The organism is Oerskovia sp. NPDC060338 (genome assembly GCF_042726295.1).
GTDB lineage: Bacteria > Actinomycetota > Actinomycetes > Actinomycetales > Cellulomonadaceae > Oerskovia > Oerskovia merdavium.
The window spans coordinates 1-26,361 of sequence record NZ_JBHXCQ010000018.1; the positions used below are offsets into that span (position 1 = coordinate 1).

Genomic DNA, 26,361 nt, shown 5'->3' on the forward strand with positions numbered 1-26,361 from the left:
GGCATTAACTATCAAGCACACTGTTGAGTTCTCAAGCAACCGACACGCACCGACTCCAACCCGTTTCCAGGCCTTCACTCGGGGCAACTTCTCTAATCTACCAGACTCTTTCCGGCTTCTCAACCCGCCGTTTCCGGCGGAGAAGATCTACCTGAGCCGGCCTCCCAGCAGATCATCCAACGACGCACGAGTGCCTCGTCGAGATCTTCAGGGTGGCCACCCGGGGGTTCCAGCCACTTCGCGGCGGCTCCGAGGAGCTTCGCAGTGGTGTCTGTTCCTCCCTGCCGGGCTGACTTCCAGAACATTACGCGGTGCGCCTCGACTCCGTCAACTCCGCCTGGTGCAGCCCTCCGTCGCCACGCCGGACACCCGGAGAGCCTCGCGCACGGTGCTCGCTCGACACCACCGTGGCTAGGTCCCCACCCGCCCCACGTCCCGGACCTGGCGCCCCGCTCGCGCCCATCGGAACGAGACCCTGTCCCCCGGTCGGAGCTGCGCCGCGGTGTCGAGCCCGTCCGCGGCGACGACCGCGATCACCGGGTAGCCGCCCGTGACCGGGTGGTCGCGCAGGAACAGCACCGGGTTCCCGTCGGGCGGCACCTGGATCGCCCCGGGCACGAGCCCCTCGCTCGCCGGCTCCCCGCGACGACGGCGGATCGTCGGGCCCGAGAGGCGCAGCCCCACCCTGTTGCTGGCGTTCGAGACCTCGAACTCCCCCTCGAGCAGCGTGGCCAGTGCGTCGTCGTCGAACCACTCCGGCCGGGGTCCCCCGCGGACGTCCAGCGCGACGCCCACCGGGCCGCCCGTCGGGAACGCGCGACGCGAGGGCACCGCCTCGACGACCGGCAGCGCCGAGGGTCGCGGCCCGATCGCCACCAGGTCCCCCGCACGCAACGGCGCCGGCCCCAGCTCGGCGAGGACGTCGTACGAACGCGACCCGAGCACCGGCGGGGCCTCGAACCCGCCCCGCACGCCCACGTAGGTGCGCGCTCCACCGACGGGGAAGCCCAGCCTCAGCACCGATCCGGGTCGCGCGACGAGGAGCGCCTGCATCCCGACCGGGGTCCCGTCGAGCGTCGCGGGCGCGGGCGCGCCTGCGAGAGCGAACGTCGCTCGCTCGTGGAACCGCACGGCCAGCCCACCGAGCGTCACCTCGAGCGCGGCTGCGGCGCCGTCGTTGGCGAGCAGCCGGTTCACCAGACGGAGTGCGCCCTGGTCCGCCGCGCCGGACCGACCGACGCCAGCCGCGGCCCACCCCGGGCGGCCCCCGTCCTCGACCAGCGTGAGGAGCCCGGGCGCGAGGACCTCGACACCGCGCGGCTCGCGCGGGGCACCCCGGCCGACACGCTCGGCCGCACCGGGAGCACCAGGAGCACCGGTCGCACCGGGCACGAGCCGGTCCTGGCGGGCTCGCCCCGGTCCACCGGCCGCGGCGCCGCCGCCGTCGTCACTGCCACCGCCACCGCCACCACCGCCGACAGGAGTGCGCCCGCCGTCACGCGCGGCCTCGTCACCCTCGCCCACGGTCTGGTCCCCGCGGGCCCCACCGTCCTGGTCGTCGTCCAGCCGCTCGACCGCGCGGAACCGGACCCGGGTGCCCGCAGTGAGCAGCGCGGGCGGGTCCCGGTCGACGTCGAACAGGTCCACGTCGGTCCGCCCCAGCAGCCGCCACCCGCCCGGCGTCGCCCGCGGGTAGACCGCCGTGAGGTCTCCCGCGAGCGCGACCGACCCCGCAGGAACCCGCGTCCTGGGCGTCGCGAGGCGGGGCGCGGCGATCGCCGGGTCCACCTCGGTCAGGTACCCGAAGCCCGGCATGAAGCCGCCGAACGCGACCACGTACTCGCGGCCCGTGTGACGGGCGACGACCTCGCCGACCGACAAGCCGGCCCACGCGGCGACGTCGGCCAGGTCCTCCCCGTCGTAGACGACGGGGATCTCGACGACCGCCGCCTCCCCCGGCGCACCGGCTCGCGAGTCAGGATCCGTTCCTCCCTCCGCGTGCCCGCGGCGGGCGACCGAGGCCCAGGCCGTGCGGACCTCGCCCTCGACGCGGGCCAGGTCGGCGGAGCTCGCCGTGTCGTCGAGCAGCACGAGCACCGTGCGTGCTGCGGGCACGACGTCCGCGACCCCAGGCACACGCCGTGCCCGCAGCGCGGCGGCCAACGCATGGACCTCGTCGAGCCCGGGCAGGTCGACCAGGAGCGCCAGGTCGCCGTAGGGGCGCACCGGCAACCGGTCGGTCCCGTCCCCAGCACCGTTCACGGTCGCTCCCGTGGTCGCGCCCGCCGTGCCCGTCCGGACGTCGCCTCGGGGCGGCCCGCCGACATCCGCCCGCGCCGTGTCACCACCCTGCCCCCGGCCGCCCGCCGGCCGCGCGGCGTCCGTCGGCCTGCTCATCCGCAGAACCGCTGCACGACGACGCCGCTCGCCTCGAGCGTCCGACGCACCTCGGTCAGGAGCGCGACCGCGCCCGGGGTGTCGGAGTGGATGCAGACCGAGTCGGCCTCGACCGTGATCTCGCTGCCGTCGGACGCGACCACGACGCCCTCGGTCACGAGGCGCAGCGCCCGCTCGGCGACCGCGGCCGGGTCGTGCAGGACCGCGCCGGGGATCCCACGGGGCACGAGCGACCCGTCTGGCGCGTAGCCGCGGTCGGCGAAGACCTCGTGCACCACCGGCAGCCCTGCCTGCCGGGCGTGCCGAAGCACGGCCGAGCCGGACATCCCGACGACCGGGAGCGTCGGGTCGTAGCCCGCGACCGCCTCCACGACCGCGCGCGCCTGCTCCTCGTGCCGGACGATCGCGTTGTAGAGCGCGCCGTGGGGCTTGACGTACCGGACCCGGTCGCCGGCCAGGCGCGCGAAAGCGTCGAGGGCGCCGAGCTGGTAGACCACGTCCGCCGTCAGCTCCGCGGGAGCCACCGCGAGGAAGCGCCGTCCGAAGCCCGCGAGGTCGCGGTACGCGACGTGCGCGCCGATGCTCACGCCCCGCTCGACGGCGGCTCGCGTCACGGTGCGCATGATCGTCGGGTCCCCCGCGTGGAACCCGCACGCGACGTTCGCGCTGGTCACGAGGTCGAGCAGGGCGTCGTCGTCCGCGAGCACCCACGGCCCGAACCCCTCGCCCAGGTCCGCGTTGAGGTCGATGCGGCGCGCGCCGGGCGCCGTGAGGTGTGCCATGTCCCCATCATCGCCGAGAACGCCTGCGCCCAGCAGGAGCCGACGCGGACAACAGCGGCCCCGGAGCACGGCTGTCGGCCGTGACCTCGTGGTCACGACCGGCTGTCCCTCCGGGTTCTCCGGTCCCGGTGACTCGGCTCCGTCGCCGGGAGGTTCCGTCAGGCCATCGAGGGTTCGGCGTCGACCAGGTCGGCGCGGATCTCCTCACGCAGCTGTGGCGTGGGTTCGTGTCCGTGCTTGCTGACCATGTGGTCGTACGCGGCGTCGAGGACCTCCTCCTCCTCGCCAGCGATCGTCAGCGTGCAGTTGATCACGCTGGGCGTCGTCCGACAGTCGACCATCTTCCTCATGTGCTCTCACCTCCCCTCACGCGGACCCCGTCGTCGGGGCTCTGGGCGGGGCGGCGTCCGTGGGCTGGGCGGGCGACGTCTCCGGTCCTTCCACCGTCCTCCGTGCGCGGTGAGGTGTCAACGGCGCGGGTCGCTCGCCCGCCGGGGCGCGCGTCCGCAGGGCGGGGGCGCGCGCGGCTCCGTGCTCGCCGGCCCGACGGCGGTCCGCGCCTCCCGCGCGTGGGTGCACCCGGGTAGATTGCGCGGGTGACGACCACCCTGCGCCCCGCGACCCCGGACGACGCCGAGCACCTCGCGGCGCTCGCGGCGATCACCTTCCCGCTCGCGTGCCCGCCCGGCTCGGACCCCGCCGCAGTCGCCGAGCACATCCGCACGCAGCTCTCCCCCGAGAGGTTCGCGGCCTGGGCCGCGAGCGCCGACCACACGCTGCTCCTCGCCGAGGCGGCGGACCCCGGGGAGGACCTCGACGGCGCCCCTGACGGCGGCAGCACCCCGCCCGACGGCACCACAGCGGGCCACCGTCTCGTCGGCTACGCCCTGCTCGTGCGCGCGGTGCCCGCCGACCAGGACATCGTCGCGGTCGTCGGCGACGAGCCGACGGTCGAGCTCTCCAAGATCTACGTGCACCCCGGCTCCCAGGGCACGGGGGTCGCGAGCGACCTCCTGCGGGCCGCGCTCGACGCGGCGCCGGGGCTCGTCCCGGACCGGGCCGTGTGGCTCGGTACCAACGAGGAGAACGCACGGGCCCAGGCCTTCTACCGCAAGCACGGCTTCGAGGTCGCCGGGAGGCGGACCTACGTCGTGGGCGGCGAGTCGCACGACGACGTGGTGATGGTCCGCCCGCTGGGCTGAGCGCGGCCCGGCACACTCCGGGGCACGCGGCGCACCGTGGCGAGCGACGCCGTCGGGCACCGGGCTGAGCCGGGCCCCGCACGCGTGCCGGACGACGGACGGGGCGGGACCCCGAAGGATCCCGCCCCGCCCGCTGCTGCGGTCGACCGGCCGTCGACCGTGCCCGTCACTCGCGCGACGGGTCAGCCTCTCGACCGGTCACCCGGTCACCCGCAGCTCGTGGCCCCGTAGGCGACGTCGAAGGTCGTCGTCCGACCCCCGGCCGTCGCGGTGACCTGCGCGACCCCTGCCTCCACCGCGCCGGCACGCGCGCTGAAGGACTGGTGCGCGGACTTCCCCGGCGCGACGCCGAGGAAGGTCTTGGTGCCGAACGGCGTCGTGACGACGATGTCCGCGGGGACGTCCTCGTCGTTGACCACGCGGACCGAGACGTTGGCGGTCCGCCCCACGCACTGGGACCTGACCGTCGTGGTGACCTCGACCTCGGGCTCCGGCTCGGCCGTCAGGTCCTTGACCTGGACGTTGCGGAACGAGACGTCGTCGCCGTTGCCGTGGTTCTGCAGCCCGATGTAGCCGGACGACAGGTCACGCGACGGTTCGGTCGAGGTGAAGTCGTTGATCAGCGTCCCGTTGAGGAACACCCGGATCCGCTGCCCCTCGACCTTGATCTCGTACGAGTTCCACTCCCCCGGCGCCTTGAGGACGGCGTCGCGAGCCGCGAGGTCGGCGCTCTGGAACGTGTAGATCGCACCTGTCGTGCGGTCGTCGGCGTCCGTCGCGTCGATCTGGATCTCGTAGCCCTGGTTGACCGCGACCCACGGGTCGTTCCCCGGGTCGGGGAACCCGACGAAGACGCCCGAGTTGTCGTCCCCGGCCATCTTCCAGTCGAGCGTGAGGCTGTAGGCCTCGAGCTCCTCGGGGTACCAGAGCAGGCCCATGCCCCCGGTGGACAGCATGGAGCAGTCCTCCTGGAGCGCGAACCCGCCCGGGCCGGCCATCTTCCAGCCCGCGAGCGACTCGGCCGTGCCGTTGAAGAGCATGCGGTAGCCCTCCGCGGGCGTGGCCGGCTCGCAGACCTCGGGCTCGTCCTCGACGAACGTGACGTCGCCGAACGCGACCGTCGTGGGAGCCGTCTGGTTCTTGCCGAGCGCGAACGGCCCCGGCGCGATCCCCGCGAGCGTGTCGTTCGTGACCGGTGCGAGGTCCGTCCAGGTGACACCGTCGAGCGACCAGGAGCCCGTGAACGTGCTCCCGTCACGCGTCAGGCGCACGTGATACGTCTTGTCGGCCTCGCGCGGCAGGTCGGACACGCCGGGCTGCGGGTTCTGGACCACGTCGCCCTTCTCGCTGCGTGCCTCGAAGCCCACGGTCCCGGCTCCCGCCCCGTTGTGGATCACGCCCACCTTGACGTAGTTGGCCTGGTCCTTGAAGACCATGAGGCCGCCCTGGTGGTAGTTCTGCGTGAGGTCGGCCGTGATGGTCGTCTCGACCGTCCACTCGTCACCCGTGACGACCTTGTTGCGCAGGATGTTCGGCACGGTCGAGTTGGTCGCGCCGAACACGTCGTCGTCCGTGGTGGTCAGGCGCAGCGAGCCGCCGCTCACCGCGAGCTTGGACGCGTCCGGGTTGACGACGTACCAGCGACACGCGTCGAGCTCGGTGCCCTCGAACGTGTCGCTCGCCGTCGTGCCCTCGCACGTGGGCGGCGTGCCGTCCACGAGGCGCACGTAGTCGAACGCGACGTCGATCTGCGCCGTGCCCGCGAGCTTGCCGAGCGCGAAGACCCCGACCCCGGCGTCCTGCGCCGCCACGTTCTTCACGCCACCGGGCAGCGCGGCCCAGGACTGGCCGTTGTCGACCGAGACCTGACCCGTGAACGTGTCGCCCGCCCGCGAGAGACGCAGCAGGTACTCGCCGTAGACCGGCTTGGCGAGGTTGTCGATCCCCGGCTGCGGGTTCTGCGTGACGTCCCCGACCTCGCTGCGCAGCTCGGCGCGCACCGAGCCGTCGTCGTTGCCGACCACGTCGAGCTTCACGTAGTTCTTCTCGTCGAGGTAGACGATGATGCCGCCCTGCTGGGCCGACCTGGCGAGCGGCGCCGTGAACGACGTCTCGACGGTCCAGGTGTCGCCCGGCTGGTCGGTCGTGACGATGTTCGGCACGGGCGAGTTCGCCGTGCCGTAGAAGTCGTCGTCGGTCGTGGTGACGACCCACTTGCCGTCGCGGACCTCGGCGAGGTCCGGGCGGTAGCTGTGGACGTCCCAGCGGCACGCGTCGATCGACGCACCGAGGAACTCGTCCTCGGGCCCGCGCTGCGGGTCGGGCTCGGTGCACTCGAGCGCACCGAACGTCGTCACCTTCACGGTGCCCGACGCCGAGGCGCCGGCCGGGTCCTTGACGGTCACCTTGGCCGTGAACGCGCCGCCCGTCGTGTAGGTGTGCGAGACCTGGGCCCCCGTGCCGGTGCCCCCGTCGCCGAAGTCCCACGCGTACGTGAGGTCGTCGCCGTCGGCGTCGGTCGCGGTGGCCGTGAAGGTCACGTCGAGGGGGGCGTCGCCCGTGGTGGGCGTGCCCGTGACGGCCGTGAGCCTGGGTGCCACGTTGTTCGCGGCCCCCTTGCCGGCGAAGTGGAGCGAGTCGACGTCGAACATGTCGCCCGTGCCCCCCGACGCCGAGCGCGCGACGAAGAACAGCGTGTTCGTGCCGCCCGGGTCGGTGATCGGCACGACGTCGGACGACGCGTGCGTCTCCCAGCTACCCGTCGAGCCCATCGTGATGGTCCCGAGGAGCGGACCGTTCGCGGCCCCCACCCGGACGTCGATGAGACCGCCCGCGTTGCCCGACGTGTAGCGCGCCGAGATGCCCGTGATGTCCTTGAGGTTTATCCGGTCGAACGCGAACCAGTCGCCCGCGGCGATGTAGCCGAGCTGCTTGGCGCCCTCGGCCGCGGTCTTGTCGACGACCTGGACCCCCTGCTGCGACGTGAAGTACTCGGCCTGCTTGGTGCGCGTGTGGAGCACCACCTCGTCGTCGCTGCTGAGAGCCGGCACGCCCTCGGCGCCACCGTCGGTGTACGTCGCGTTGACGACCCCGAAGATGTTGGCGTCGAGCCCGTGGCCCTCGTCCTTGACGGTCGTCAGGACGCCCTCGCAACCGGTCGCGCTCGACAGCGGGTGACCGTGGTTGTCGTGGCCGAGGATGTACTCGACGACGACGTTGTCGCAGTCGACCTGCGTCCCGTCCTCGGCGTCGGTGACCGTGACCTTGAACGGCACCTGGTCACCGAAGTCGAAGAACTGCCCGTCCTGCGGCAGGTCGAGCGTCACCACGGGGGCGGTGTTGCCGACCGTGATCGTCGTGGTCGCGACGCCCGTCTTGCCGTCGGGGGCGGTGACCGTGAGACGGGCCGTGTACTGGCCCTTGGTGGTGTACGTGTGCGTCACGACGGGTTCGGTCGAGTCGACCGTGCCGTCCGAGTCCACGTCCCACGCGTACGTGAGCGGCAGGTTCTCCGGGTGCTTGGAGGCCGACCCGTCGAGGACGACCTCGAGCGGCACGCCGCCGTTGGTCACAGACGCCTCGATCTCGGCGACCGGGGAGCGCGAGCCCTTGACGTAGTCGATGCGGTAGACCGCGGAGTCCGCGGCGCCGCCGAAGTAGCCGCTGCCGTAGTCGAGCACGTACAGCGAGCCGTCCGGACCGAACTCGAGGTTCATGGGACGACGGATGTTCAGACCCGTCAGCGCCGGGGCGAAGCCCGCGGGGCTGCCGTCCTCGTCGAGCACGGCCTCCTTGATCCAGCGCCGCTCCCACTCGTACAGCAGGGGCTTGCCGTCGTAGTACGCGGGGAACTTGGTCTCCGAGACGAGCTCGGGGTCGTAGTTGTAGACCACGGCGCCCATGGGCGACTCGCCGCCCGAGCCGAACGCGGGGACGTTGCCGCCGTCGTAGGGCTGCCAGGCCGCGATGGCCGGCGGCAGGTCCACGAGACCCGTGTTGTTCGGGCTCGTGTTCTTGGGAGCGCTGCAGTCGAACGCCGCGCCCGAGGTACCCGTCGCGAAGTCGTAGTCGACGTAGGGGACGTTGGCCCCCACGCAGTACGGCCAGCCGTAGTTGCCGGGCTCGGTGATGACGTTGAACTCGACCGAGCCGCCGGGGCCGCGGTTCGTGTTCGCCCCGCCCGCGTCGGGCCCGTAGTCACCGAGGTGCACATAACCCGTGGCCTTGTCGACCGAGAACCGGAAGGGGTTGCGGAAGCCCATCGCGTAGATCTCGGGGCGGGTCTTGTCCGTCCCCGGGGCGAAGAGGTTGCCGTCCGGGATCGAGTAGGTCCCGTCGTCCTTCATGGTGATGCGCAGGAGCTTGCCGCGCAGGTCGTTGGTGTTGCCCGACGAGCGCTGCGCGTCGTAGGCAGGGTTGCGCGTCGCCCGCTCGTCGATCGGCGTGTAGCCGTCCGAGGCGAACGGGTTCGTGTCGTCGCCCGTCGACAGGTAGAGGTTGCCCTCGGCGTCGAAGTCGATCTCACCACCGGCGTGGCAGCACGTGCCGCGCGAGGCCTCGACCTCGAGGATCTTCTTCTCGCTCGCCAGGTCGATCGTGTTCTGCTCGGTCAGCGTGAAGCGCGAGAGCTGGTTGTAGCCGTCGAAGGCCGCGAACGACTCGGGACCGGTCCCGTTCTCCGGGGCGTCGCCCGCGGGAGTGCTGAGCCGCGGGGCGTAGTAGAGGTAGACCCAGCGGTTCTCGGCGAAGTCCGGGTCGATCGCGACCCCCTGCAGCCCGTCCTCGTCGTGCGAGTACACCGGGATGGTGCCCGCGAGCGAGGTCGTCGCGCCCGCGGTCGTGTACCAGACCCGGCCGTCGCGCGAGGTGTGCAGGACGTCGCCCTCCGGCAGGACCGCGAGCGCGATGGGCTCGCCGGTCTTCTCGGCGCCCTTCGCGAGCGTGATCTGCTCGTACGAGCTCTCGACCGTCGCGCCGCACTCGGCGTCGACCGCTCCCGCGGCGGTCTGGATGCCGCCCAGGAGGTGCTGGACGAACGCCGGGTCGCTGTACGACTCCTGCGTGTGTCCGCCGCCCGTGTACCAGGAGCGGCCGCCGGCCACGTCCTGGCACCAGGCCGTCGGGTGGTCGGCGCCCATGGCACCGCCGCCCGGTGAGTAGCTCGCCTCGTCGAGGGTCGCGAGCACGTGCACGTCCCCGCGCGGGTTCTCGCGGAAGTTGTACCACTCGTCGTACCGCTCCCACGTCGCCGGCAGGTGCGCGGTCGAGGGGTGGTCCTTGTCCGCGACCACGACGTTCGCGGTCTGGTTCTGCGGGTGGGCCGAGAAGTACGCGCCCACGAGCTCGCCGTACCAGGGCCAGTCGTACTCGGTGTCGGACGCCGCGTGCACGCCCGCGTAGCCGCCGCCGTCCGCGATGTAGGCCTCGAACGCGGCCTGCTGGTCGGCGTTGAGCACGTCACCGGTCGTCGAGAGCCAGACGACGGCGTCGTAGCCCGCGAGGTTCGCCTCGGTGAACGCCCCGGCGTCCTCGGTCGCGGTCACGGCGAAGTGGTTGTCCACGCCGAGCTGCTTGATGGTCGCGATCCCGGCCGGGATCGCGTCGTGCCGGAACCCGGCGGTCTTGGAGAAGACGAGCACGGAGAACTCGTCGTGGGCGGCGGCGGGTGTCGCCGTCAGTGCCAGGGTCGGGGCAGCGAGGGTCAGCGCCAGGAGCGCGCTCACCCCTGCCCGTCTCCTTCGGTGTCGTACGGTCACAGCTTTCTCCTTTGAAAGTCGATCGTCGTCCTCGGCGGCGGCCAGGGCCGTCCACCGGTACTGCGTCCGTCCTCACCTCCTCGTGCGCACGGTGCTCCTGGGTGCCCGCCGGGACTCGGCCCACCCGCAGGTGGTCCCGGCGGGCACCGGTCTAGTGGTCGCTCTCCCCCAGGCTCGCGGCGCCGTCGCCCGCGTCGTCCGGGTGGAGCGGGAGGAACACGTGGACGTGCCCCTGGTCTGCGGCGACGCTCAGGTCGTCGAGCTGGGTCGCGGCCATGCTCCACGTGTCCGCGGCGCGCAGGCGCAGGTCGCCCGCGAGCGCGAGGAGCTGCGCCCGGGCCGGCTCGGCCGACGCCTCGGCGAGCTCGAGCGTGTCGAGCGCGTCGCCCAGCAGCGCGATCGAGACGCCCAGACCGTTGCGCGTGACGTTGTACCCCGACGCGCCCGTCGGGAGTGCCTCGGCCTCGGTCGCCAGGGCCGCGAGCTGGTCCCGCCACCCGGCGAGCTGCTCGGGCGTCGCCGGGTTCCCGGGCGCGCCGTCGAGCGGGAGCGCCACGGACAGCTCGTGCATGGTCGGCACGAGCCGCTCCTGGGCCGAGACCGCGAAGTCGGTCACGACGCCCAGGTTCTCGGCGTCGCGCGCCACCTCGGCGGCCTCGAGCTCGGCCACGCGCGCGGGGTCGACGGCGTACGCGCCGGACGCTCCGTCGTCGGGACCTCGCGTCGTGGCCCAGACGACCACTGCGACGACCAGGACGACCACCGCGACCGCGGCGACCGCGAGCCACGCGCGACGAGCGCGCGAGAGGTTCCACGGCCACCGGGCGCTCGCGCGCTCCGGTGGCCGCTGCTGGGGACGGCCGGCACCGTCCCCGGACCGGGGCCCCGCTCCCCGAGCGGTCGCCGACCGGGCTGCGAGGTCCGCCTTGCTGCGTCGTGCTGCGGTCTTCTGCGCCACGGGTCGGTTCCTGTCTGTCGGGGGCGGGAGGTTCGTGCCGGCGCGGGCGCCCGGCACGAAGACGGAGGGTGATGCGGGTGTACGGAAGAGGCCTGCCGGGAGACCTGGCAGGGAAGCGCTGTCAGAGCCGTACGCCGTCGGGCCCGTCACGGGCGGGACGACGTGCGCGGCAGGCGCCGCCCCCGAGGGGGCGACGCCTGCCGCTCGTGCATCAGCTGCAGGAAGCAGCCGCATAGTCGACCGTGTACGTCGACGTCCGGTCCCCGATCGTCGTGGTGACCGTGACGGAACCCGCCTCGATCGCCCCGAGACGCGAGCTGAACGTCTGCGACGCGGACTTGCCCGGAGCGACACCCGTGAAGGTCTTCGTCCCGAACGGCGTGCTCACCTTGATCGTCGCGGGCGCGTCGTCGGTGTTGACGACCCGCACGTTGACGAGCACCTTGCCCGCAGTGCACTGGGGCTTGGCCACGACCTCTGCCGAGACCCCGCCCTCGACCGCGGGCACCGAGAGGGTGAGCGGCTCGCTCACGTTCCCGGCGACGTCGACCGCGCGGTACGAGACCTCGACGGCCCCGTCCCCGACCACGACCGGCTCGCCGTACGTGAGCCACTCGCCCTCGGCCGTGTCGGCGAGTCGGTACTCGACCCGCGCGACGCCCGAACCTGCGTCGGCGCCCGCGAGGGTCACCGTGCGCTCGGCGAGCTCGGCCGTGGCCGTCGGCACCGTGGCGTCGATCTTGACCACGTGAGCGACCTCCTCGGAGACGTTGCCCGCCTCGTCGGACGCCCGGAAGGCGAGCGTGTGCTCCCCGTCCGTCGTGAGCGCCACGCCGGCCGTGTACGGGGCCCAGGCGCCGTCGGCGACCTTGACCTCGATCGACGGCGCCTGCGAGACGTCGTCGGTGGCCGTCGCGGAGACCGTCACGGCCCCGGTGTTCCAGCCGGACGCGCCGGCCGCCGGGTCCTGGGCGACGGTCACGACCGGCGCCTGCGTGTCCTCGTCACCCGTGGTGACGTGGAACCAGTCGAACGCCACCTTGACCGGGACCTCCTGCTCGGGGCCGATGGCCACGAGACCGAAGGACGTCAGTGCCGCGTCGTTCGTGACGGGCGCCCCGAGGGACGTCCAGTTCACGCCGCCGTCGCTGACCCAGCCCTGGTAGGTGTTGCCCACCTTCTCCATGCGCAGGTACCAGTAGCCCGACTCGGTCGTGTCGGCGATCTCGAGCTGGCGGTTGCCGCCGCTCGAGGCCGCGTTCTTCTCCGACGCGAGCTCGGCACCCAGGTTCAGCGGGGTGCCCGGCTGGTTCTTGGCGACCACGTCGAGCTTGACGTAGTTGTCGTCGTCGCCGTACGCCATCAGACCCGCGTACTGCCAACGGTGCAGCAGCGGAGCCTTGAAGCGGGTCTCCGCGACCCAGTCGCCCTCGGGGGCAGCCTGGAGCACGAAGTTGCGCGGGCTGATCGGGTTGTTGTTGTTGATGTCCCCCGGCTGCGTGGTGATGCGCAGCTCGCCACCGGCGACCTCGACCTTCGAGGCGTCGTAGCGGACCACGTTGTTCCAGCGGCAGCCGTCGAGCGAGGTGCCGTCGAACTCGTCGGACGGCTCACGCGTGCCGTCGTCCGTCGAGTCCGGCGTGACCTTGAACCAGTCGACCAGCGCGACCGAGTCGGCCGTGCCCGTGTCGCCCGCGGCGATGACGCCGAAGGTCGCGTTCGCCTTGACCGGGGCAGAGCCCGCGATCGCGGTCCACGTCTGGCCGTCCGCCGAGTACGCGGCCGTGATGGCCGTACCCGTCGAGGTCAGCTTGAGGTACACCGACGACGGGAAGTTCGCGGCGACGTTCGTCTGGCCGTGCCACGTGCGCGCACCGCCGGTCTCGGTCTGGAACTCCAGGAAGCGGTTGCCGTTCTGGTTCTTCGTGAACGCGAACTTGGTGTACTCGTTGTCGTTCACGTGCACGAGGAGACCCGCGTGCTGCCAGTGCCGTGCGAGCGGGACCTCGACCTTGGTCTGGATCTCCCACGCCCCGGCAGGTGCCGGCTGACCCAGGTAGCTGATCGGGCCCGGGACCGCCTCGTTGATGTCGCCCTGGACGACGGGCAGGACCGCCTTGCCGTCCACGACCGTGATCGACTTTCCGGGCGCGGTGCGCACCACGGTCCAGCGACCGGTGTTGATCGACGGGGCGTCGAACTCGTCGGACTTCTGCGCCGCGCACTGCGGCGGCGTGCCCGTACCCGGCTCGGTCGGGTCGACCGGGTCGTCGTCGAACGTGAAGTCCTGGAACTCGACCGCGCTCGTGCTCGAGCTGTGCGCCGTCACGAACAGGCCGACGTCCTGGACCGACGCCGCACCCGGCAGGGACACCGGGTCGCCGATCTGGGTGAAGTTCTCGCCGTCCTTGCTCCACGACGCCGTGTACAGGTCGCCGTCACGCTCGATCCGCACCCACGCGGGGTAGCTCGTCGAGCTCGCCGCGGACGACGTCACGAGCTGCCCCGCGGCGTTGCCGCGCAGCCACTCGAAGCCACCGTTCGGACGGATGCCGAGGGCCGCGTAGCCCGGCGACTTGCCCGGCTGCGTCACGTCGTTGCGGACGATCAGACCCGCCTTGGCGGACCCGTTGGAGTTGCCCTGGCTGTTGACCTTGACCGTCGCGGACCACTTCTCGTCCGCACCGGCCTCCTTGTAGATGGCCGAGTACTCGTCGGTGCCCTGCCACATGTTGGCACCCGCAGAGGTCACGAGGTACTTGCCCTCGGACAGCTGCTCGAACGTGCCGTTCGCGTTGGTGTAGGTCTTCATGCCGGCGAACAGGTCACCGACCTGCGCCATGACGATGCGGGACTTCGTGGTGAGGCCCTTGTCGTTCGTGGCGACCGCGGTCAGCTTGTAGTAGTTGTCCGCCGTCGCGTTCCACGTCGTCGTGTACGGCGCGGACGTGTCCGTGCCGATCGACTGGCCGTTCACGAAGAACTCGACCTGCGTGACGGTGTTCTCGGCGTCCGTCGCGTCGGCCGAGACCGTGATCGCACCCTGCTCGAGCTGGACGCCCGCCTCGGGAGCGGTCACGACGACCTCGGGACGGGTCGTGGCCGAGATGCCCTTGCCGTGCGCCTCGATGAAGTTCAGGCGACGCTCGCCCGCCCCGGGGAACACGACGTACAGGGTGAAGCTCTCGCCCGGGTCCGCCACGTCGACGCGCACGTCGGTGAAGGTCCCCAGGCCGGTCTCCGGGACGGAGGCCGTGGCGAGGAGCTCGCCGTCGGGAGCGTCACGACGCAGCTCGACGGTGCCCGCCTGGGCTGCCGAGACGCGCAGCGACAGGGCGCTGATCTGGTGGAGGTTGAACGGGTCGTACGAGGACCAGGCCCCGTCCTTGCCCGTGATGACCGACCCGCCACCCTCGACGTCCCGGCTCGGGAGCTGGGTCGTGCCCTGCGAGGCCGTCTGGAACTCGGCCTCACGCTTCTTGCCGAACACCAGCGTCGTGTCGGAGCCGGTCAGCGCGGGCACGCCGCCCTCGCCGCCGCCGTCGGTGTAGCGGGCGTCGAGCACGTAGAAGACGTTCATGTCCTCGCCGTGGCCACCGCCCAGGCCGGTCTCGACCGAGCCCGTCGTGCCGTGGAGCGGCTCGGACGGGTGCGCGTGCGCGTCGTGGCCGAGCGCCGGCTGGATGATGACGTTCTCGTCGACGATCGAGGCGTCCTCGGCGTCGGTGACCGAGACGTCCCAGTCGATCCGGTCGCCGAAGTCGAAGAACGACCCGGTCGGCGGCAGGTTGAAGTCGACCTCGGGGCGCGTGTTGCCCACCGTGATCGGCGCCGTGGCGGTACCGACCTTGCCCGAGGGGTCCTTGACCGTGAGGCGGGCGTCGAACACGCCGTTCTCGGTGTAGGTGTGGGTCGGCTTGGCCTCGGTCGAGTCCGTCGTGCCGTCACCGTCGAAGTCCCACGCGTACGTGAGCGCCTCGTTCTCGGGGTCCGTGCTCGCCGAGCCGTCGAACGTGACGGTCAGCGGGGCCGTGCCCGAGTCCGGTGTGGCGGCCGGCTTGGCCACCGGGGAGCGCGAACCGGAGATGTAGTCGATGCGGTGCAGGCCCGAGTTCGGGTTGTCACGGCCGAAGCCGCCGCCCCAGTCGAGCACGTAGAGCGCGCCCTCGGGGCCGAACGTCGAGTCGATCGGTGCGAGGAACTGCTCGTTCGACAGGAAGGGGTTGACCTTCTCGACCGCTGCACCCTGTGGCGTCGCGTCCTTGAGGTCGATCGAGTACATCTTGTTGCGCGCCCACTCGTAGAAGAAGGGCTTGCCGTCGTAGTACTCGGGGAACTTGGTGTCCGACTCGAGGTCGGCGTCGTAGCTGTAGAACGGACCACCCATGGGTGCGAGACCGCCACCGGCGTTGATGACGCCGGGGGCCGAGGTGCGCTGGTAGCCGTAGTACATGTCCGCGGGCTGGGCCGGCGGGAGCTGCGTCAGACCCGTGTTGAGGATCGAGTCGTTGACCGGGTTGGCGCAGTCGAAGAAGGCGCCGACCGTGACCGGGTTGGTGCGGTAGTCGACGTCGCGGAAGGGCTCGTTCTTGCCCATGCACAGGGGCCAGCCGAAGAAGCCCGGCTCCTGGATGTAGTTCCACTCGGCGATGCCCGCAGGACCGCGGTTCGCGAGGTTGTCGGAACCGTTGTCGGGCGAGTAGTCGGCCACGCCCAGGTTGCCCGTGGCGGGGTCGATCGTGAACCGGAACGGGTTGCGGAAGCCCATGGCGTAGATCTCGGGCAGCGTCTTCTCGGTGCCCGGGGCGAACAGGTTGCCCTCGGGGATCGTGTACGTGCCGTCGGCCTCGGGGTGGATGCGGAGCACCTTGCCGCGCAGGTCGTTGGTGTTGGCCGACGTCGCGCGCGCGTCGTGCAGCCGGCCCGGGCGCTCGGAGATCGGCGCGTAGCCGCCCGAGGGCTCGGAGTGCGGGTTCACGTCGTCGCCCACGCCGATGTACAGGTCACCGGTGCGGTCGTCGAAGATCAGGCTGCCGCCGGTGTGGCCCGGCTCGTCGGGCAGACGCCCGGCCGGGACCTCGATGAGGACCTTCTCCGAGGCCGGGTCGATCACCGTTCCGCCGGGACCGCCGTCGGTCACGGTGAAGCGCGAGATCCGGTTGAAGAAGTTCTCCGGGTTCGTGTCGTCGGAGCTCGCCGGCGAGTAGTACTGGTACAGGTACCCGTTGGTCGCGAAGTCCTTGTCGAGCGCGATGCCCAGCAGGCCGTCCTCACCACCGGAGTACACGGGGATGGTGATCGCGGTCGAGGTGTTCTGGGTGCGCGGGTCGTAGACGCGGATCTGTCCGCGCACGAGCTCGGTGAAGAACACGCGGCCGTCGGGCGCGACGTCCATGCCGAACGGTGCGCTCGTGTTGGTGTCGAGCGCGACCTTCTCGAACTGGCCCCAGTCGGTGCCACCACAGTCGCCCGCGACCTGACCCGACGCCCACTGGACGCCGCCGACGATGTGCTGGACCAGGTCCGGCTCACCGGTGAAGTGCGCACCGAAGTGGCCCATGCCGGTCATCCAGGCGCGGCCACCGTCGTAGGGCTTGCACCACGAGATCGGGTGGTCGGCGCCCATCTTGTTGCCGCCGGCGTCGTAGGTCGACTCGTCCATCGTGGCCAGCACGTGGGCGCTGCCGCGCACGTTGGCCGAGTAGTTGTACCACTCGTCCGCGCGGTTCCAGCGCTGGTCGAGGTGGCTCGTCGAGGGGTGGACGCGGTCCTCGACGCGGACCGTGCCGGGCAGGCCGGGGCTGTTGCCCGTGGCCGCGTGACCGGGCATGAGCGCCCCGATCATGTCGTCCCACCAGCCGTAGTTCCCGCGCATGTCGGTCGCGTTGTGGATCGCGACGATGCCGCCGCCCGCCTGCTGGTAGCGCTCGAGCGCGGCCTTCTGGTCGGCGTTCCACGGGTCGCCCGACGTCTGGAACATCACGAGCGCGTCGTACTCCGCCAGGCCCGCGTCGGTGAAGACCGAGGAGTCCTCGGTGTGGTCGGACGCGATGCCGACGTCGGCGAACGCGGCCTCGAGCACGGGGGTGCCCTGCGTGATCGCCTCGGAGTGCCGGAACTGGGTCGTCTTGGTGAAGATGAGGACCTTGCGGTCGTCACCGGGTTCGTGTGGTCCGTCGTGGGCAGCTGCCATGGTCACGGGCGCGAGGGTGAACGCCAGTGCTCCGATGGTCAGTGCCGCGACGGCTCTTCCCCGCAGGGGAAGTCGCGCAGCCTTCATGTGTCTTGCCTCCAGGGCAGTCGGCACGTGGTTTGCGTGCCCCGCTCGTCGGTGAACGGGGCGCACGTGCTGTGAAGAGATACGTCGTCCCACGGCGTGCCGGCGCCGTCGGTGATTCCTACCGATCGATCAGCCGCGCATCAGTCCTTTCAGGAAGTCCAGGCCATCGACGGCGATGGCGTCCTGGGTGGGGGCGAGCGGACGCCAGATGGAGGCGGCCGTCGCGATGGTCGCGTTGTCGGCGGTGAACGACTCGATGCACAGCGAGCCGTCGTAGCCCACCCGGTCGAGCGCGCCGAGGAACGCGGGCCAGTCGAGGTGGTCGCTGCCGGGGGCCCCGCGGTCGTTGCCGCAGACCTGCACGTGCGCGATCCGGTCCCCGGCGCGCGTCACCGCGGCGGCCAGGTCCGTCTCCTCGATGTTCATGTGGTAGATGTCGAGCATCAGCCCGATCCCGGCCGACGGCAGCGGTGCGACGACCGCGAGGCCCTGGTCGACCGTGTTGACGAGGCTCGTCTCGTAGCGGTTGAGCGGCTCGAGGCCGATCCGCACGCCCGCGGCCATCGCGTGGTCCACGACGGGGGCGAGGTGCTCGACCAGCTCGGCGTAGGCCGCCTCGCGCTGGACGGGGGTCATCCGCCAGGTGCGCCCGACGGACGCGTACGCGGGCCCGCCGATCACGCCCGCACCCACGGTGCGCGCCATGTCGACGACCTGGCGCAGGTAGTCCTGGGTCCGGCGGACCGTGCCGGCGTCGGCCGCGACGAGCTCGCGGCCGGGGCCCATGACGAGGGACACCGAGGCCCCGAGGCCGTGGTCGGCGAGCACTCGCGCGGCCTGCTGCGGGTTCCAGTCGGTCACGTCCTCGACGGGCAGCTCGAGGACGTCGAATCCCCACCCGGCGACGCGCGGAGCGATCTCGCGGAGGGAGGCGTCGGTCAGGGGCGAGGTCCACACCCAGGTGTTGACCCCGAGGGGGCGCGTACGAGCCACGGTGCTCTCTTTCGTCGGCGGGTGCGTCACCCGGGTGCCCGACGCCGGAGCTCGCCCTCGCGCGGAGGGCGGGCTGCGTCGTCGGGCACCGTGGGTGGAACGTGCGGTCGTGCTCTGGTGGGCCGTGCCCGGCCCCTCGACCTGGTCGAGGGGCCGGACCGCTGGCCTACCGGTCGTGCGGTCGGACCGGTGCTGGGATCAGCGCTCGGTCCAGGCGGTCGGGAACCCGGGCAGGTCCTCGCCACCGAACTTGGCGTAGTGCAGCGACGGCATGTCCTTGTTGGCGTCGAGGTATGCCTCCAGGTCCTCGCCCGTGATGGGCGACTGCGGCAGGACCCACTCGGCCGGGACCTGCTCGCCGTTCCAGATCTTCTGGGCCGCGAGGATCGGGGTGCGCCACTGGAAGTTGGAGTACACGGCGCCCAGGGCGGTCATGTCCGTCTCCTGCCACTTGCGCATGAAGCTCAGCTCGTCCTCGCCCATGAAGACGGGGTAGGGCTTGCCGGCGTCCTCGAACGCCTCGACCGCTGCGACGGCGCCGTCACCGGCGTCCATCCAGATGCCGTCCACGTCGCCGCGCTGCAGGTACTGCGTCACGATGTCCTTGATCTTGGCACCGTCACCACCGGTGAACTCCTGGCCCACGACCTCGATCTCGCTCTCGGAGAAGATCTTGTCCGCCGCGGCCCAGCGGTTCTCGAGCACGTCGACACCGGGCAGGATGCGCAGGGCGAGGACCTTGGAGCCGGGCTCGAGGTTCTCGACCAGGAACTCGGCGCCGTCGGCGCCGTAGGCGTAGCCACCGATCGGGTGGATGTAGGTCACCATGCAGTCGGAGTTGACGCCGCGGTCGAACACGATGACGGGCTTGCCGCTCTCGCACGCCGCCTCGACCGCCGGGGTCAGGGTCGCGGTGGTCGAGGGCGAGATGATGATCGCGTCGCAGTCACCGGCCTCGACGAACGCCTGGATGTCGGAGATCTGCTTGTTGTCGTCGTCGGCCGCGTCCGAGACGCGGAACTCCGAGATGTCGCCCGAGGCCTTGAGGACCTCGACCTGCTGCTGCATCGTGATGAAGCCCGTGACACGCCACGGGTTGGAGACCGAGGCGTTGGAGAAGCAGAGCTTCTTGCCCCCCTCCTTCGCGTACTGCGCGGTGTCCACGTACTCGGGGTCGATCGCCTGCAGCCACGGCTGCTCGCCCGGCCCCTCGGGGACCGCCGAGCGCTGCGCGAGCTGGCGCTCGTAGTCGGCCTGCACGAACCACTGGCTGTTCGCACCGGACTCGTCGGACTCCTCCGTGGACTCCTCGGTGGCCGCGGCACCCGCGTCCGGGGTGTCGGCGGGCGCGTCGGTGGTGCACGCAGCGGTGAACAGCAGTGCCGCGGTCGCGGCCCCTGCCATGAGAACTCGAGAGCGTCGCATGTTCCTTCTCCTGATGATCGAGAGACTTCTTTGTCCTGCCGTCGCAGCGGGTGCGGCGGCCTGTCGGGGACGGATCTGTGTGGCGTTCCGGGGGGTGACCGGAGGTCTAGGGTGCTGCTGGCTGGGGCTCCTTGGGGACGGTGGGTTCGGGGACCCCTGCCGGGGTGGTCGGGGAGCTCGGGGCTGCCTTGGACCTGCGCGGCATCGCGGCGTAGGCGACGGCCGCGATGATGATCACGCCCTGGACCGCGGGGCGGATCGTCGACGGCAGGCTGAGCTGGTTGAAGAGCGTGAACAGCGCCTCGAGGGTCAGCGCGCCGGCCATGGCCGCGACGACCGACCCGCGACCGCCGCCCAGGACCACGCCGCCCAGGACGACCGCCGTGATGGCCATGAACTCGAGCCCGTCGCCGACCTGGGCCGTCACGCCGGCGTAGCCGCCGATGAGGATGCCTGCGACCGTGGCCATGAAGCCCGAGAACAGGAAGGCGCGCGTGCGCACCCACCAGACCGAGGCGCCGGAGAAGGCGGCCGCCACGTCGTTGTCGCCCGTCGCGACGAGGGTGCGCCCGTAGGGGCGCCGCATGATGATCACGGCCACGACGCCGAGGACGAGCGTGATGAGCACCGCGTACGGCACCTGGAACTGACCGGGCGTGTCCGGGAAGCCGCCGCGCCCCCACTGGCGGAAGCCCTCGGTCAGGGAGCCCGTGGGCGCCCCACCGGTCCAGAGGCGGATCGCCCCGTACAGGACGAGCATCATGCCGAGCGTCGTGATGAACGACGGGACCTTGAGCAGCGTGACGATGAGGCCGTTGATCAGCCCGACCCCCAGACCGAAGAGGACCATCAGACCGATCACGGGCCAGGTCATGGACTCCTCGCCGTCGATGAGCTTGGCCGCGATGACGACCTGGGCCCCCACGAGGGACCCGACCGAGAGGTCGAACTCACCGGAGACGATCACGAAGTACTGACCGATCGCCAGGACGATCAGCGGTGCCGCCTTCTTGAGGAAGGCCATGAGCGACATGGGCTCGCCGAACGACGGGTTCATGACGAGGATCGCGACGAAGACGACGATCAGCAGGGCGTAGACGGTCCAGGAGCTGCCGGACGTGGCGCGCTGCACCAGGCGGGAGAAGCCGTTGCCGGAGGGCCCCGGCTGCGGTGCGCCGGCGGTGCCGGTGCCGCTCGGCGTGGTCGCGGACGTGCTCGCGCTCATCGGGTGGCCTCCTTGCCGGACGAGGTGGACGGGGCGGACGCGGACGAGGAGCCTGGAGGGGCCTGCCTGTCCCGCGCGCCGCCGGGACGGACGGACTGGGCCAGTGCCCGGAACCTCGCTCGGCTGCTCGCGGGGTCGATCTGACGGCGGGCGTACATGGCGACCGCGGCGATGATGATCGCGCCGCGCAGGACGTCCTTGAAGAACGGGCTGACGTCGAGGACGTTGAACACCGTGTCGAGCGAGGCGAGGATCAGGACGCCCGCGATCGTGCCCATGATCGATCCGCGCCCGCCCATGAGCAGGGTCCCGCCGAGCACGACGGCCGCGATCGAGTTGAGGTCGTAGCCGTAGGTGTAGACCAGGGCGTTGCCCGTGCCGAAACGAGCGGCGATGAGGAGCCCCGCGACGCCCGCGCACAGCGAGCACAGGACGTGGGCCAGGATGATCGACCGGTCGGTGCGGATGCCCGAGAGCCGGGCGACGTCGATGTTCCCGCCGACCGCGAACATGTGGTACCCGGAGCGGGTGCGGTTCAGCAGGACCACGCCGAGCACCATGACCACCGCGAGCACGATGACCGAGATCGGCACCGGGCCGATCCGCGTGTAGCCGAAGCCCTGGAACGCCTTGGGGATCTCGCCCGACGGACCCTTGTACTGGGTGTCGAGGTAGCCCTTGATGATGAGGCCGACGCCGAGCGTCGCGATGAACGAGTTCACGCGGAGCTTGGAGATCACCAGGCCGTTGACCAGGCCGACCCCCGCGGCGACCGCCAGGGCCGCCACCACGCCGAGCCAGATGCGCGACGGGTCGCCGGCCATGGTCGTGGCGGCGACGAGCGAGGACCAGGCCACGACGTAGCCGACCGACAGGTCGAGCGACTTGCAGAGGATCACGAACGTCTGCCCGATCGCGACGAAGCCCAGCAGGCTCGTCTGCGACAGCAGGTAGAACAGGTTGCCCTGGCTGAAGAAGTTGCCGCCCTGGGCCGCGACCAGTCCTGCCGAGATCACGAGGATCCCGACGAGGGCGAGGTAGACGATCCCCGTCGAGCCGAGCCGGCGCCGGCGCGGGCCGGAGGTCGACTTCGCGCTCCCCGTCGAGGGCGAGGCGGTGCTCACCGCGGTGCTCATTGGTCCTCCTGGGTGGTGTCACGCTGCGCGTGCCGGGGGGAGGCGGGCTCGCCGCCGGGCAGCACGGACTGGGGTGCGCGGGCTGCGTCGCCCACGGGTACGTCGAGGGCGGAGAGGTCGACCTCGACGTGCTCCGAGGTGTCCCCCGCCCCGGTGGCCATCGCCATGATGGTCTCCTCGTCGCTGCCCGCGGGGAGCTCCCCGGCCAGGCGGCCGTCGCGCATCACGAGGATGCGGTCGGCCATGGCGACGACCTCGGGGAGCTCCGAGGAGATGAGCAGGATCGCGACCCCGCGCGCCGTGAGGGTGCGCATGAGGTCGTAGACCGCACGCTTGGCGCCGACGTCGATCCCTCGCGTGGGCTCGTCGAGCACGATCACCGAGGGGTCGGTCACGAGCCACTTGGCGAGGACGACCTTCTGCTGGTTGCCACCCGAGAGGTACTGGACCTCGGCGTCCTTGGAGCGCGAGACCAGGTCGAGGGACGAGAGGATGCCGGGGATCGCCTTGGCGCGGCGGTCGGAGGACCCCGGGGTCACGGAGTCGAGCACGAGCCGCGCGTTCGCGGAGATCGACTGCTCGAGCGCGAGCCCCTCGGCCTTGCGGTCCTCGGTCACGAGCGCCAGGCCCAGGCGGACGGCCTCGCGGGCCGAGGAGACCGTGACGGGCTTGCCGTCGAGCAGGATCGTGCCGCGCGTGAAGGGAGCGACACCGAACACGCCGTGCGCGATCTCGGTGCGGCCGCTGCCCTGCAGGCCCGCGAGCGCGACGATCTCGCCCGCTCGGACCTCGAGGTCGATCCCGTCGACCTGGGTGTTGCCCGCACCCTCGAGCGCGAGCTTGACCGCGCCGGGCACCGTGCCGGGGTCCTTGTCCGGGTAGTAGCCCGCGAACTCGCGCCCGACCATGGTGCGCACCAGGCGGTCCGGGGTGATGTCGGCCGTCGCGGTCGTCAGCACGAAGTCGCCGTCCTTGAGCACCGTGATGGTGTCGCAGAGGTCGAAGATCTCCTTGAGGCGGTGCGAGACGTAGAGGATGGCGACGCCGCGGGCCCTCAGCTGCGCGACGAGCGCGTAGAGGAGCTCGACCTCCTGGTCGGCGAGCGCTGCCGTGGGCTCGTCCATCGAGATGATGCGCGCGTCGTAGGAGACGGCCTTGACGATCTCCACGATCTGCTGCTCGGCCACGGACAGCGAGCCGACCCGCATCCAGGACGCAAGGCCGTGCAGGCCGAGGTCCGCGAGCAGGGCGTCGGTGTCGCGGGCCATGCGCCCGGCGTCGACGATCCCGAACCGGCGGGGCTCACGACCGAGGTAGACGTTCTCGGCGACCGTGCGCTCGGGCAGGAGGTTGAACTCCTGGAAGACGGTCGAGACGCCGGCGGCCTGGGCCGCGAGGGGCGAGGCGAACGCGACGGGCTTCCCGTCGAGCTCCATGGTGCCCGAGTCGGGCTTGTGGACCCCGGCGATGATCTTCATGAGCGTGGACTTGCCCGCGCCGTTCTCCCCGACGAGCGCGTGGACCTCACCGGGCCGCACGTCGAGGTCGATGCCGCGCAGGACCGAGTTGCCGAAGAAGACCTTGCCGATGCCCCGCAGCTGCAGGATGGGCGCGCCCGTGGTGCTCGCGCCTCCTGCTGCCGTCGATGCGGTCATGCTCCTACCTCCACCCAGGTGCCGGTGCGTGCGGATCGGGCGACGGCCTCGGCGAGGCGCGCGGCCCGGAGCCCGTCGGCGAACGTGGGCAGCCCGTCGGGCGTCTGCCCGTTGATGGCCGCCGCGGTGTCGCCGACGAGGGCGTTGAAGCAGTCCTGGTATCCCTGCGGGTGTCCTGCGGGGAGCCGGGAGTAGCGGGCGGCCTCGGGCGTGAGCGCCTCGGGGTCGCGGATGAGCAGGCGGCTCGTGTCGCGGCGGCCCTCCCAGAGGGTCTCGGGGCCCTCCTGGTCGAACGCGAGGGTCGACTCGGAGCCCGAGATCTCGAGGAAGAGCCGGTTCTTGCGCCCGGCCGAGACCTGGCTGATGACGGCCGAGCCGAGCGCTCCTCCGTCGGTCTCGTACTGCAGGGTCACGGCGTCCTCGGTGCGGACCGCCGCGGGGCGGCCGTCGGCGCCCGTGCGCTCGGCGTTGATCGTCGCGGTCTGCGCGACGAGCCGCACGATGCGCTGCCCCGTCGTGAACTCGAGCAGGTCGCAGAAGTGCGAGCCGATGTCACCGAACGCACGGCTCGCGCCGCCCAGGGCGGGGTCGACGCGCCAGTTGTCGTCGCTCGCCCGCAGGAGCCAGTCCTGGAGGTAGGAGCCGTGCACGAGGCTGATGGTGCCGACCGCGCCGCTGCGGACCCGGGCGCGCGCCTCGCGGACCATGGGGTGGAAGCGGTAGGCGAAGGGCACGACGGCGACGCGGCCATCGGTGGCGGCGGCCTCCTCGGCGAGGCCGGCGAGCGCGATCGCGCCCTCGAGGTCCATCGCGAGGGGCTTCTCGCACACCACGTGCTTGCCCGCGGCCAGCGCGGCCGTGGCGAGCGGGACGTGCAGGAAGTTGGGGGTGCAGATGTGCACGACGTCGATGTCCGGGTCGTCGATGAGCTCCTGCGACGTGGCCGCGTACCCCAGGGCACCGAGGTCGGCGGCGGCCTCGCGCGCCCCCGGCGCGTCGATGCCGGCGACCGAGACGAGGTCTCCCCCGGCCGTGCGGATCGCGCGGGCGTGGACCTCGCCGATGAACCCGGTCCCGATGATCCCGGCGCGGTAGCCCGCGGCGGGCAGTCGGCTCGGGAGCAGGTCGCTCGCGGGGTGGACAAGAACTGGGGTGGTCGCGGTGCCCACGACGGCACGGCCGTTCAGGGAGGACGGCTCCGTCCTGGCTGCGGGGGCGGTGACGGCCCCGTGGTCTCGCGCGACTTCTTCGGCTCGCATGTCCCATACCGTAGGGGGACTTATGTCGAGCGTCAAGCAAAAGCCGGATGTTAGATGTCACCGTAACTCCATCGGTTAAACAATTGCCGAGGCCTACTGTCGCGCGGCTGAACCGTGACGAACCGCGTGCCGAGACGTGCCCCTCAAAGGTCTCGACCCTCGCCCCGGACACGCCGGAAGGGCGCCCTCCCCGGTGGGAGGACGCCCTTCCGGCGCCTGCTTCCTGCTGCTACTCCTTGGTCGAGAACGCCGCGTCGAACGCCGCGTCGGGAGCCTCGAACGCGTACTGCTTGACGAACGCGAGGGCCTCGGGCGCACCCACGAGGCGGTCCATGCCCGCGTCCTCCCACTCGACCGAGATCGGACCGTCGTACCCGATGCTGTTGAGCATCCGGAAGCTGTCCTCCCACGGGACGTCCCCGTGACCCGTCGAGATGAAGTCCCAGCCACGGCGCGGGTCGGCCCAGGCCAGGTGCGAGCCCAGACGGCCGTTGCGGCCGTTGTGCATGCGCTTCTTGGTGTCCTTGCAGTCCACGTGGTAGATCCGGTCCTGGAAGTCCCACAGGAACCCGACCGGGTCCAGGTCCTGCCACACCATGTGGCTCGGGTCCCAGTTCAGCCCGAACGCCTCGCGGTGGCCGATCGCCTCGAGCGTGCGGACCGTCGTCCAGTAGTCGTACGCGATCTCGCTCGGGTGGACCTCGTGCGCGAAACGGACCCCGACCTCGTCGAACACGTCGAGGATCGGGTTCCAGCGGTCCGCGAAGTCCTGGTAGCCCGCGTCGATCATGGCCTGCGACGCCGGCGGGAACATCGCCACGTACTTCCAGATCGAGGACCCCGTGAAGCCGACGACCGTCTTGACGCCCAGCCTGGCCGCCAGGCGCGCCGTGTTCTTCATCTCCTCGGCTGCGCGCTGACGCACGCCCTCGGGGTCGCCGTCGCCCCACACGCGGTCCGAGAGGATGTCGCGGTGACGCTGGTCGATCGGGTCGTCGCACACCGCCTGGCCCTTGAGGTGGTTCGAGATGGCGTAGACCTTGAGCCCGTGCGCCTCGAGCAGCGCGAGCTTGCCCGCGACGTACTCGTCGTCGTCCCAGCGCCAGGGATCCAGGTGGTCGCCCCAGCAGGCGATCTCCAGGCCGTCGTAGCCCCAGCCGGACGCGAGGCGTACGACCTCCTCGAAAGGCAGGTCGGCCCACTGGCCGGTGAAGAGGGTGATCGGTCGTGCCATGTCGGTGTCTCCTTCGTTCCGTCGTGCTGCGGGTGCGCCCGTGTGCGGCGTGCACCCGG

General features: G+C 71.4%; 14 protein-coding genes. 1 reads left to right on the forward strand and 13 read right to left on the reverse strand.

Going from position 1 to position 26,361, the window contains the following annotated elements:
- Positions 1–411: 411 nt before the first annotated feature.
- The 3 genes from ACFWGN_RS19625 to ACFWGN_RS19635 form a co-directional block, all read right to left on the reverse strand.
- Positions 412–2,397 (reverse strand): 5-oxoprolinase/urea amidolyase family protein, encoded by a 1,986-nt coding sequence (locus tag ACFWGN_RS19625; RefSeq protein WP_377619260.1) that lies wholly within the window; start codon positions 2,395–2,397, stop codon positions 412–414.
- A complete protein-coding gene (locus tag ACFWGN_RS19630; RefSeq protein WP_377619262.1) occupies positions 2,394–3,179 on the reverse strand; it encodes a LamB/YcsF family protein in 786 nt (261 codons plus the stop codon). Before ACFWGN_RS19630 ends, ACFWGN_RS19625 begins: the two co-directional genes overlap by 4 nt.
- Before the next feature lie 158 nt (positions 3,180–3,337).
- Positions 3,338–3,529: a DUF1059 domain-containing protein gene (locus ACFWGN_RS19635; protein ID WP_191799874.1), complete on the reverse strand. Its 192-nt coding sequence runs from the start codon at positions 3,527–3,529 to the stop codon at positions 3,338–3,340.
- Between the two features lie 246 nt (positions 3,530–3,775).
- On the opposite strand from ACFWGN_RS19635, the gene ACFWGN_RS19640 reads away from it, so the two are divergent.
- Positions 3,776–4,381, forward strand: coding sequence for a GNAT family N-acetyltransferase (locus tag ACFWGN_RS19640; RefSeq protein WP_377619264.1), 606 nt, complete (start codon positions 3,776–3,778; stop codon positions 4,379–4,381).
- Between the two features lie 206 nt (positions 4,382–4,587).
- Here the strand turns inward: ACFWGN_RS19640 and ACFWGN_RS19645 are convergent, their stop codons facing one another.
- The 10 genes from ACFWGN_RS19645 to ACFWGN_RS19690 form a co-directional block, all read right to left on the reverse strand.
- Positions 4,588–10,104, reverse strand: coding sequence for a ThuA domain-containing protein (locus ACFWGN_RS19645; protein ID WP_377619266.1), 5,517 nt, complete (start codon positions 10,102–10,104; stop codon positions 4,588–4,590).
- 184 nt (positions 10,105–10,288) lie between these two features.
- Positions 10,289–11,095, reverse strand: a complete 807-nt coding sequence (locus tag ACFWGN_RS19650; RefSeq protein WP_377619267.1) for a hypothetical protein — start codon at positions 11,093–11,095, stop codon at positions 10,289–10,291.
- A 211-nt stretch (positions 11,096–11,306) separates the two neighbouring features.
- On the reverse strand, positions 11,307–17,288 hold the full coding sequence (locus tag ACFWGN_RS19655) for a ThuA domain-containing protein (RefSeq protein WP_377619348.1): 5,982 nt from the start codon (positions 17,286–17,288) through the stop codon (positions 11,307–11,309).
- Between the two features lie 216 nt (positions 17,289–17,504).
- Positions 17,505–18,368 (reverse strand): sugar phosphate isomerase/epimerase family protein, encoded by an 864-nt coding sequence (locus ACFWGN_RS19660; RefSeq protein WP_377619269.1) that lies wholly within the window; start codon positions 18,366–18,368, stop codon positions 17,505–17,507.
- A 198-nt stretch (positions 18,369–18,566) separates the two neighbouring features.
- The gene (locus tag ACFWGN_RS19665; protein ID WP_377619271.1) at positions 18,567–19,793 is read right to left on the reverse strand and encodes a substrate-binding domain-containing protein; all 1,227 of its coding nucleotides are present in this window, start codon (positions 19,791–19,793) and stop codon (positions 18,567–18,569) included.
- A 106-nt stretch (positions 19,794–19,899) separates the two neighbouring features.
- Positions 19,900–21,018: an ABC transporter permease gene (locus ACFWGN_RS19670; protein WP_191799886.1), complete on the reverse strand. Its 1,119-nt coding sequence runs from the start codon at positions 21,016–21,018 to the stop codon at positions 19,900–19,902.
- On the reverse strand, positions 21,015–22,154 hold the full coding sequence (locus ACFWGN_RS19675) for an ABC transporter permease (protein ID WP_377619273.1): 1,140 nt from the start codon (positions 22,152–22,154) through the stop codon (positions 21,015–21,017). Before ACFWGN_RS19675 ends, ACFWGN_RS19670 begins: the two co-directional genes overlap by 4 nt.
- The gene (locus ACFWGN_RS19680; protein WP_377619275.1) at positions 22,151–23,809 is read right to left on the reverse strand and encodes a sugar ABC transporter ATP-binding protein; all 1,659 of its coding nucleotides are present in this window, start codon (positions 23,807–23,809) and stop codon (positions 22,151–22,153) included. Before ACFWGN_RS19680 ends, ACFWGN_RS19675 begins: the two co-directional genes overlap by 4 nt.
- Entirely contained in the window at positions 23,806–25,068 is a 1,263-nt protein-coding gene (locus ACFWGN_RS19685) for a Gfo/Idh/MocA family protein (RefSeq protein WP_377619276.1), read from the reverse strand. The genes ACFWGN_RS19680 and ACFWGN_RS19685 overlap by 4 nt, the downstream gene beginning before the upstream one ends.
- 229 nt (positions 25,069–25,297) lie before the next feature.
- Positions 25,298–26,302 (reverse strand): sugar phosphate isomerase/epimerase family protein, encoded by a 1,005-nt coding sequence (locus ACFWGN_RS19690; RefSeq protein WP_377619278.1) that lies wholly within the window; start codon positions 26,300–26,302, stop codon positions 25,298–25,300.
- Between the last annotated feature and the right edge of the window lie 59 nt (positions 26,303–26,361).

Bases quoted from the DNA above. Each gene is read 5' to 3' on its own strand.
- ACFWGN_RS19690 (WP_377619278.1), bottom strand. From the start codon at position 26,302: ATGGCACGACCGATCACCCTCTTCACCGGCCAGTGGGCCGACCTGCCT.
- ACFWGN_RS19625 (WP_377619260.1), bottom strand. From the start codon at position 2,397: ATGAGCAGGCCGACGGACGCCGCGCGGCCGGCGGGCGGCCGGGGGCAG.
- ACFWGN_RS19630 (WP_377619262.1), bottom strand. From the start codon at position 3,179: ATGGCACACCTCACGGCGCCCGGCGCGCGCCGCATCGACCTCAACGCG.
- ACFWGN_RS19675 (WP_377619273.1), bottom strand. From the start codon at position 22,154: ATGAGCACCGCGGTGAGCACCGCCTCGCCCTCGACGGGGAGCGCGAAG.
- ACFWGN_RS19680 (WP_377619275.1), bottom strand. From the start codon at position 23,809: ATGACCGCATCGACGGCAGCAGGAGGCGCGAGCACCACGGGCGCGCCC.
- ACFWGN_RS19685 (WP_377619276.1), bottom strand. From the start codon at position 25,068: ATGCGAGCCGAAGAAGTCGCGCGAGACCACGGGGCCGTCACCGCCCCC.
- ACFWGN_RS19670 (WP_191799886.1), bottom strand. From the start codon at position 21,018: ATGAGCGCGAGCACGTCCGCGACCACGCCGAGCGGCACCGGCACCGCC.
- ACFWGN_RS19655 (WP_377619348.1), bottom strand. From the start codon at position 17,288: ATGGCAGCTGCCCACGACGGACCACACGAACCCGGTGACGACCGCAAG.
- ACFWGN_RS19635 (WP_191799874.1), bottom strand. From the start codon at position 3,529: ATGAGGAAGATGGTCGACTGTCGGACGACGCCCAGCGTGATCAACTGC.
- ACFWGN_RS19665 (WP_377619271.1), bottom strand. From the start codon at position 19,793: ATGCGACGCTCTCGAGTTCTCATGGCAGGGGCCGCGACCGCGGCACTG.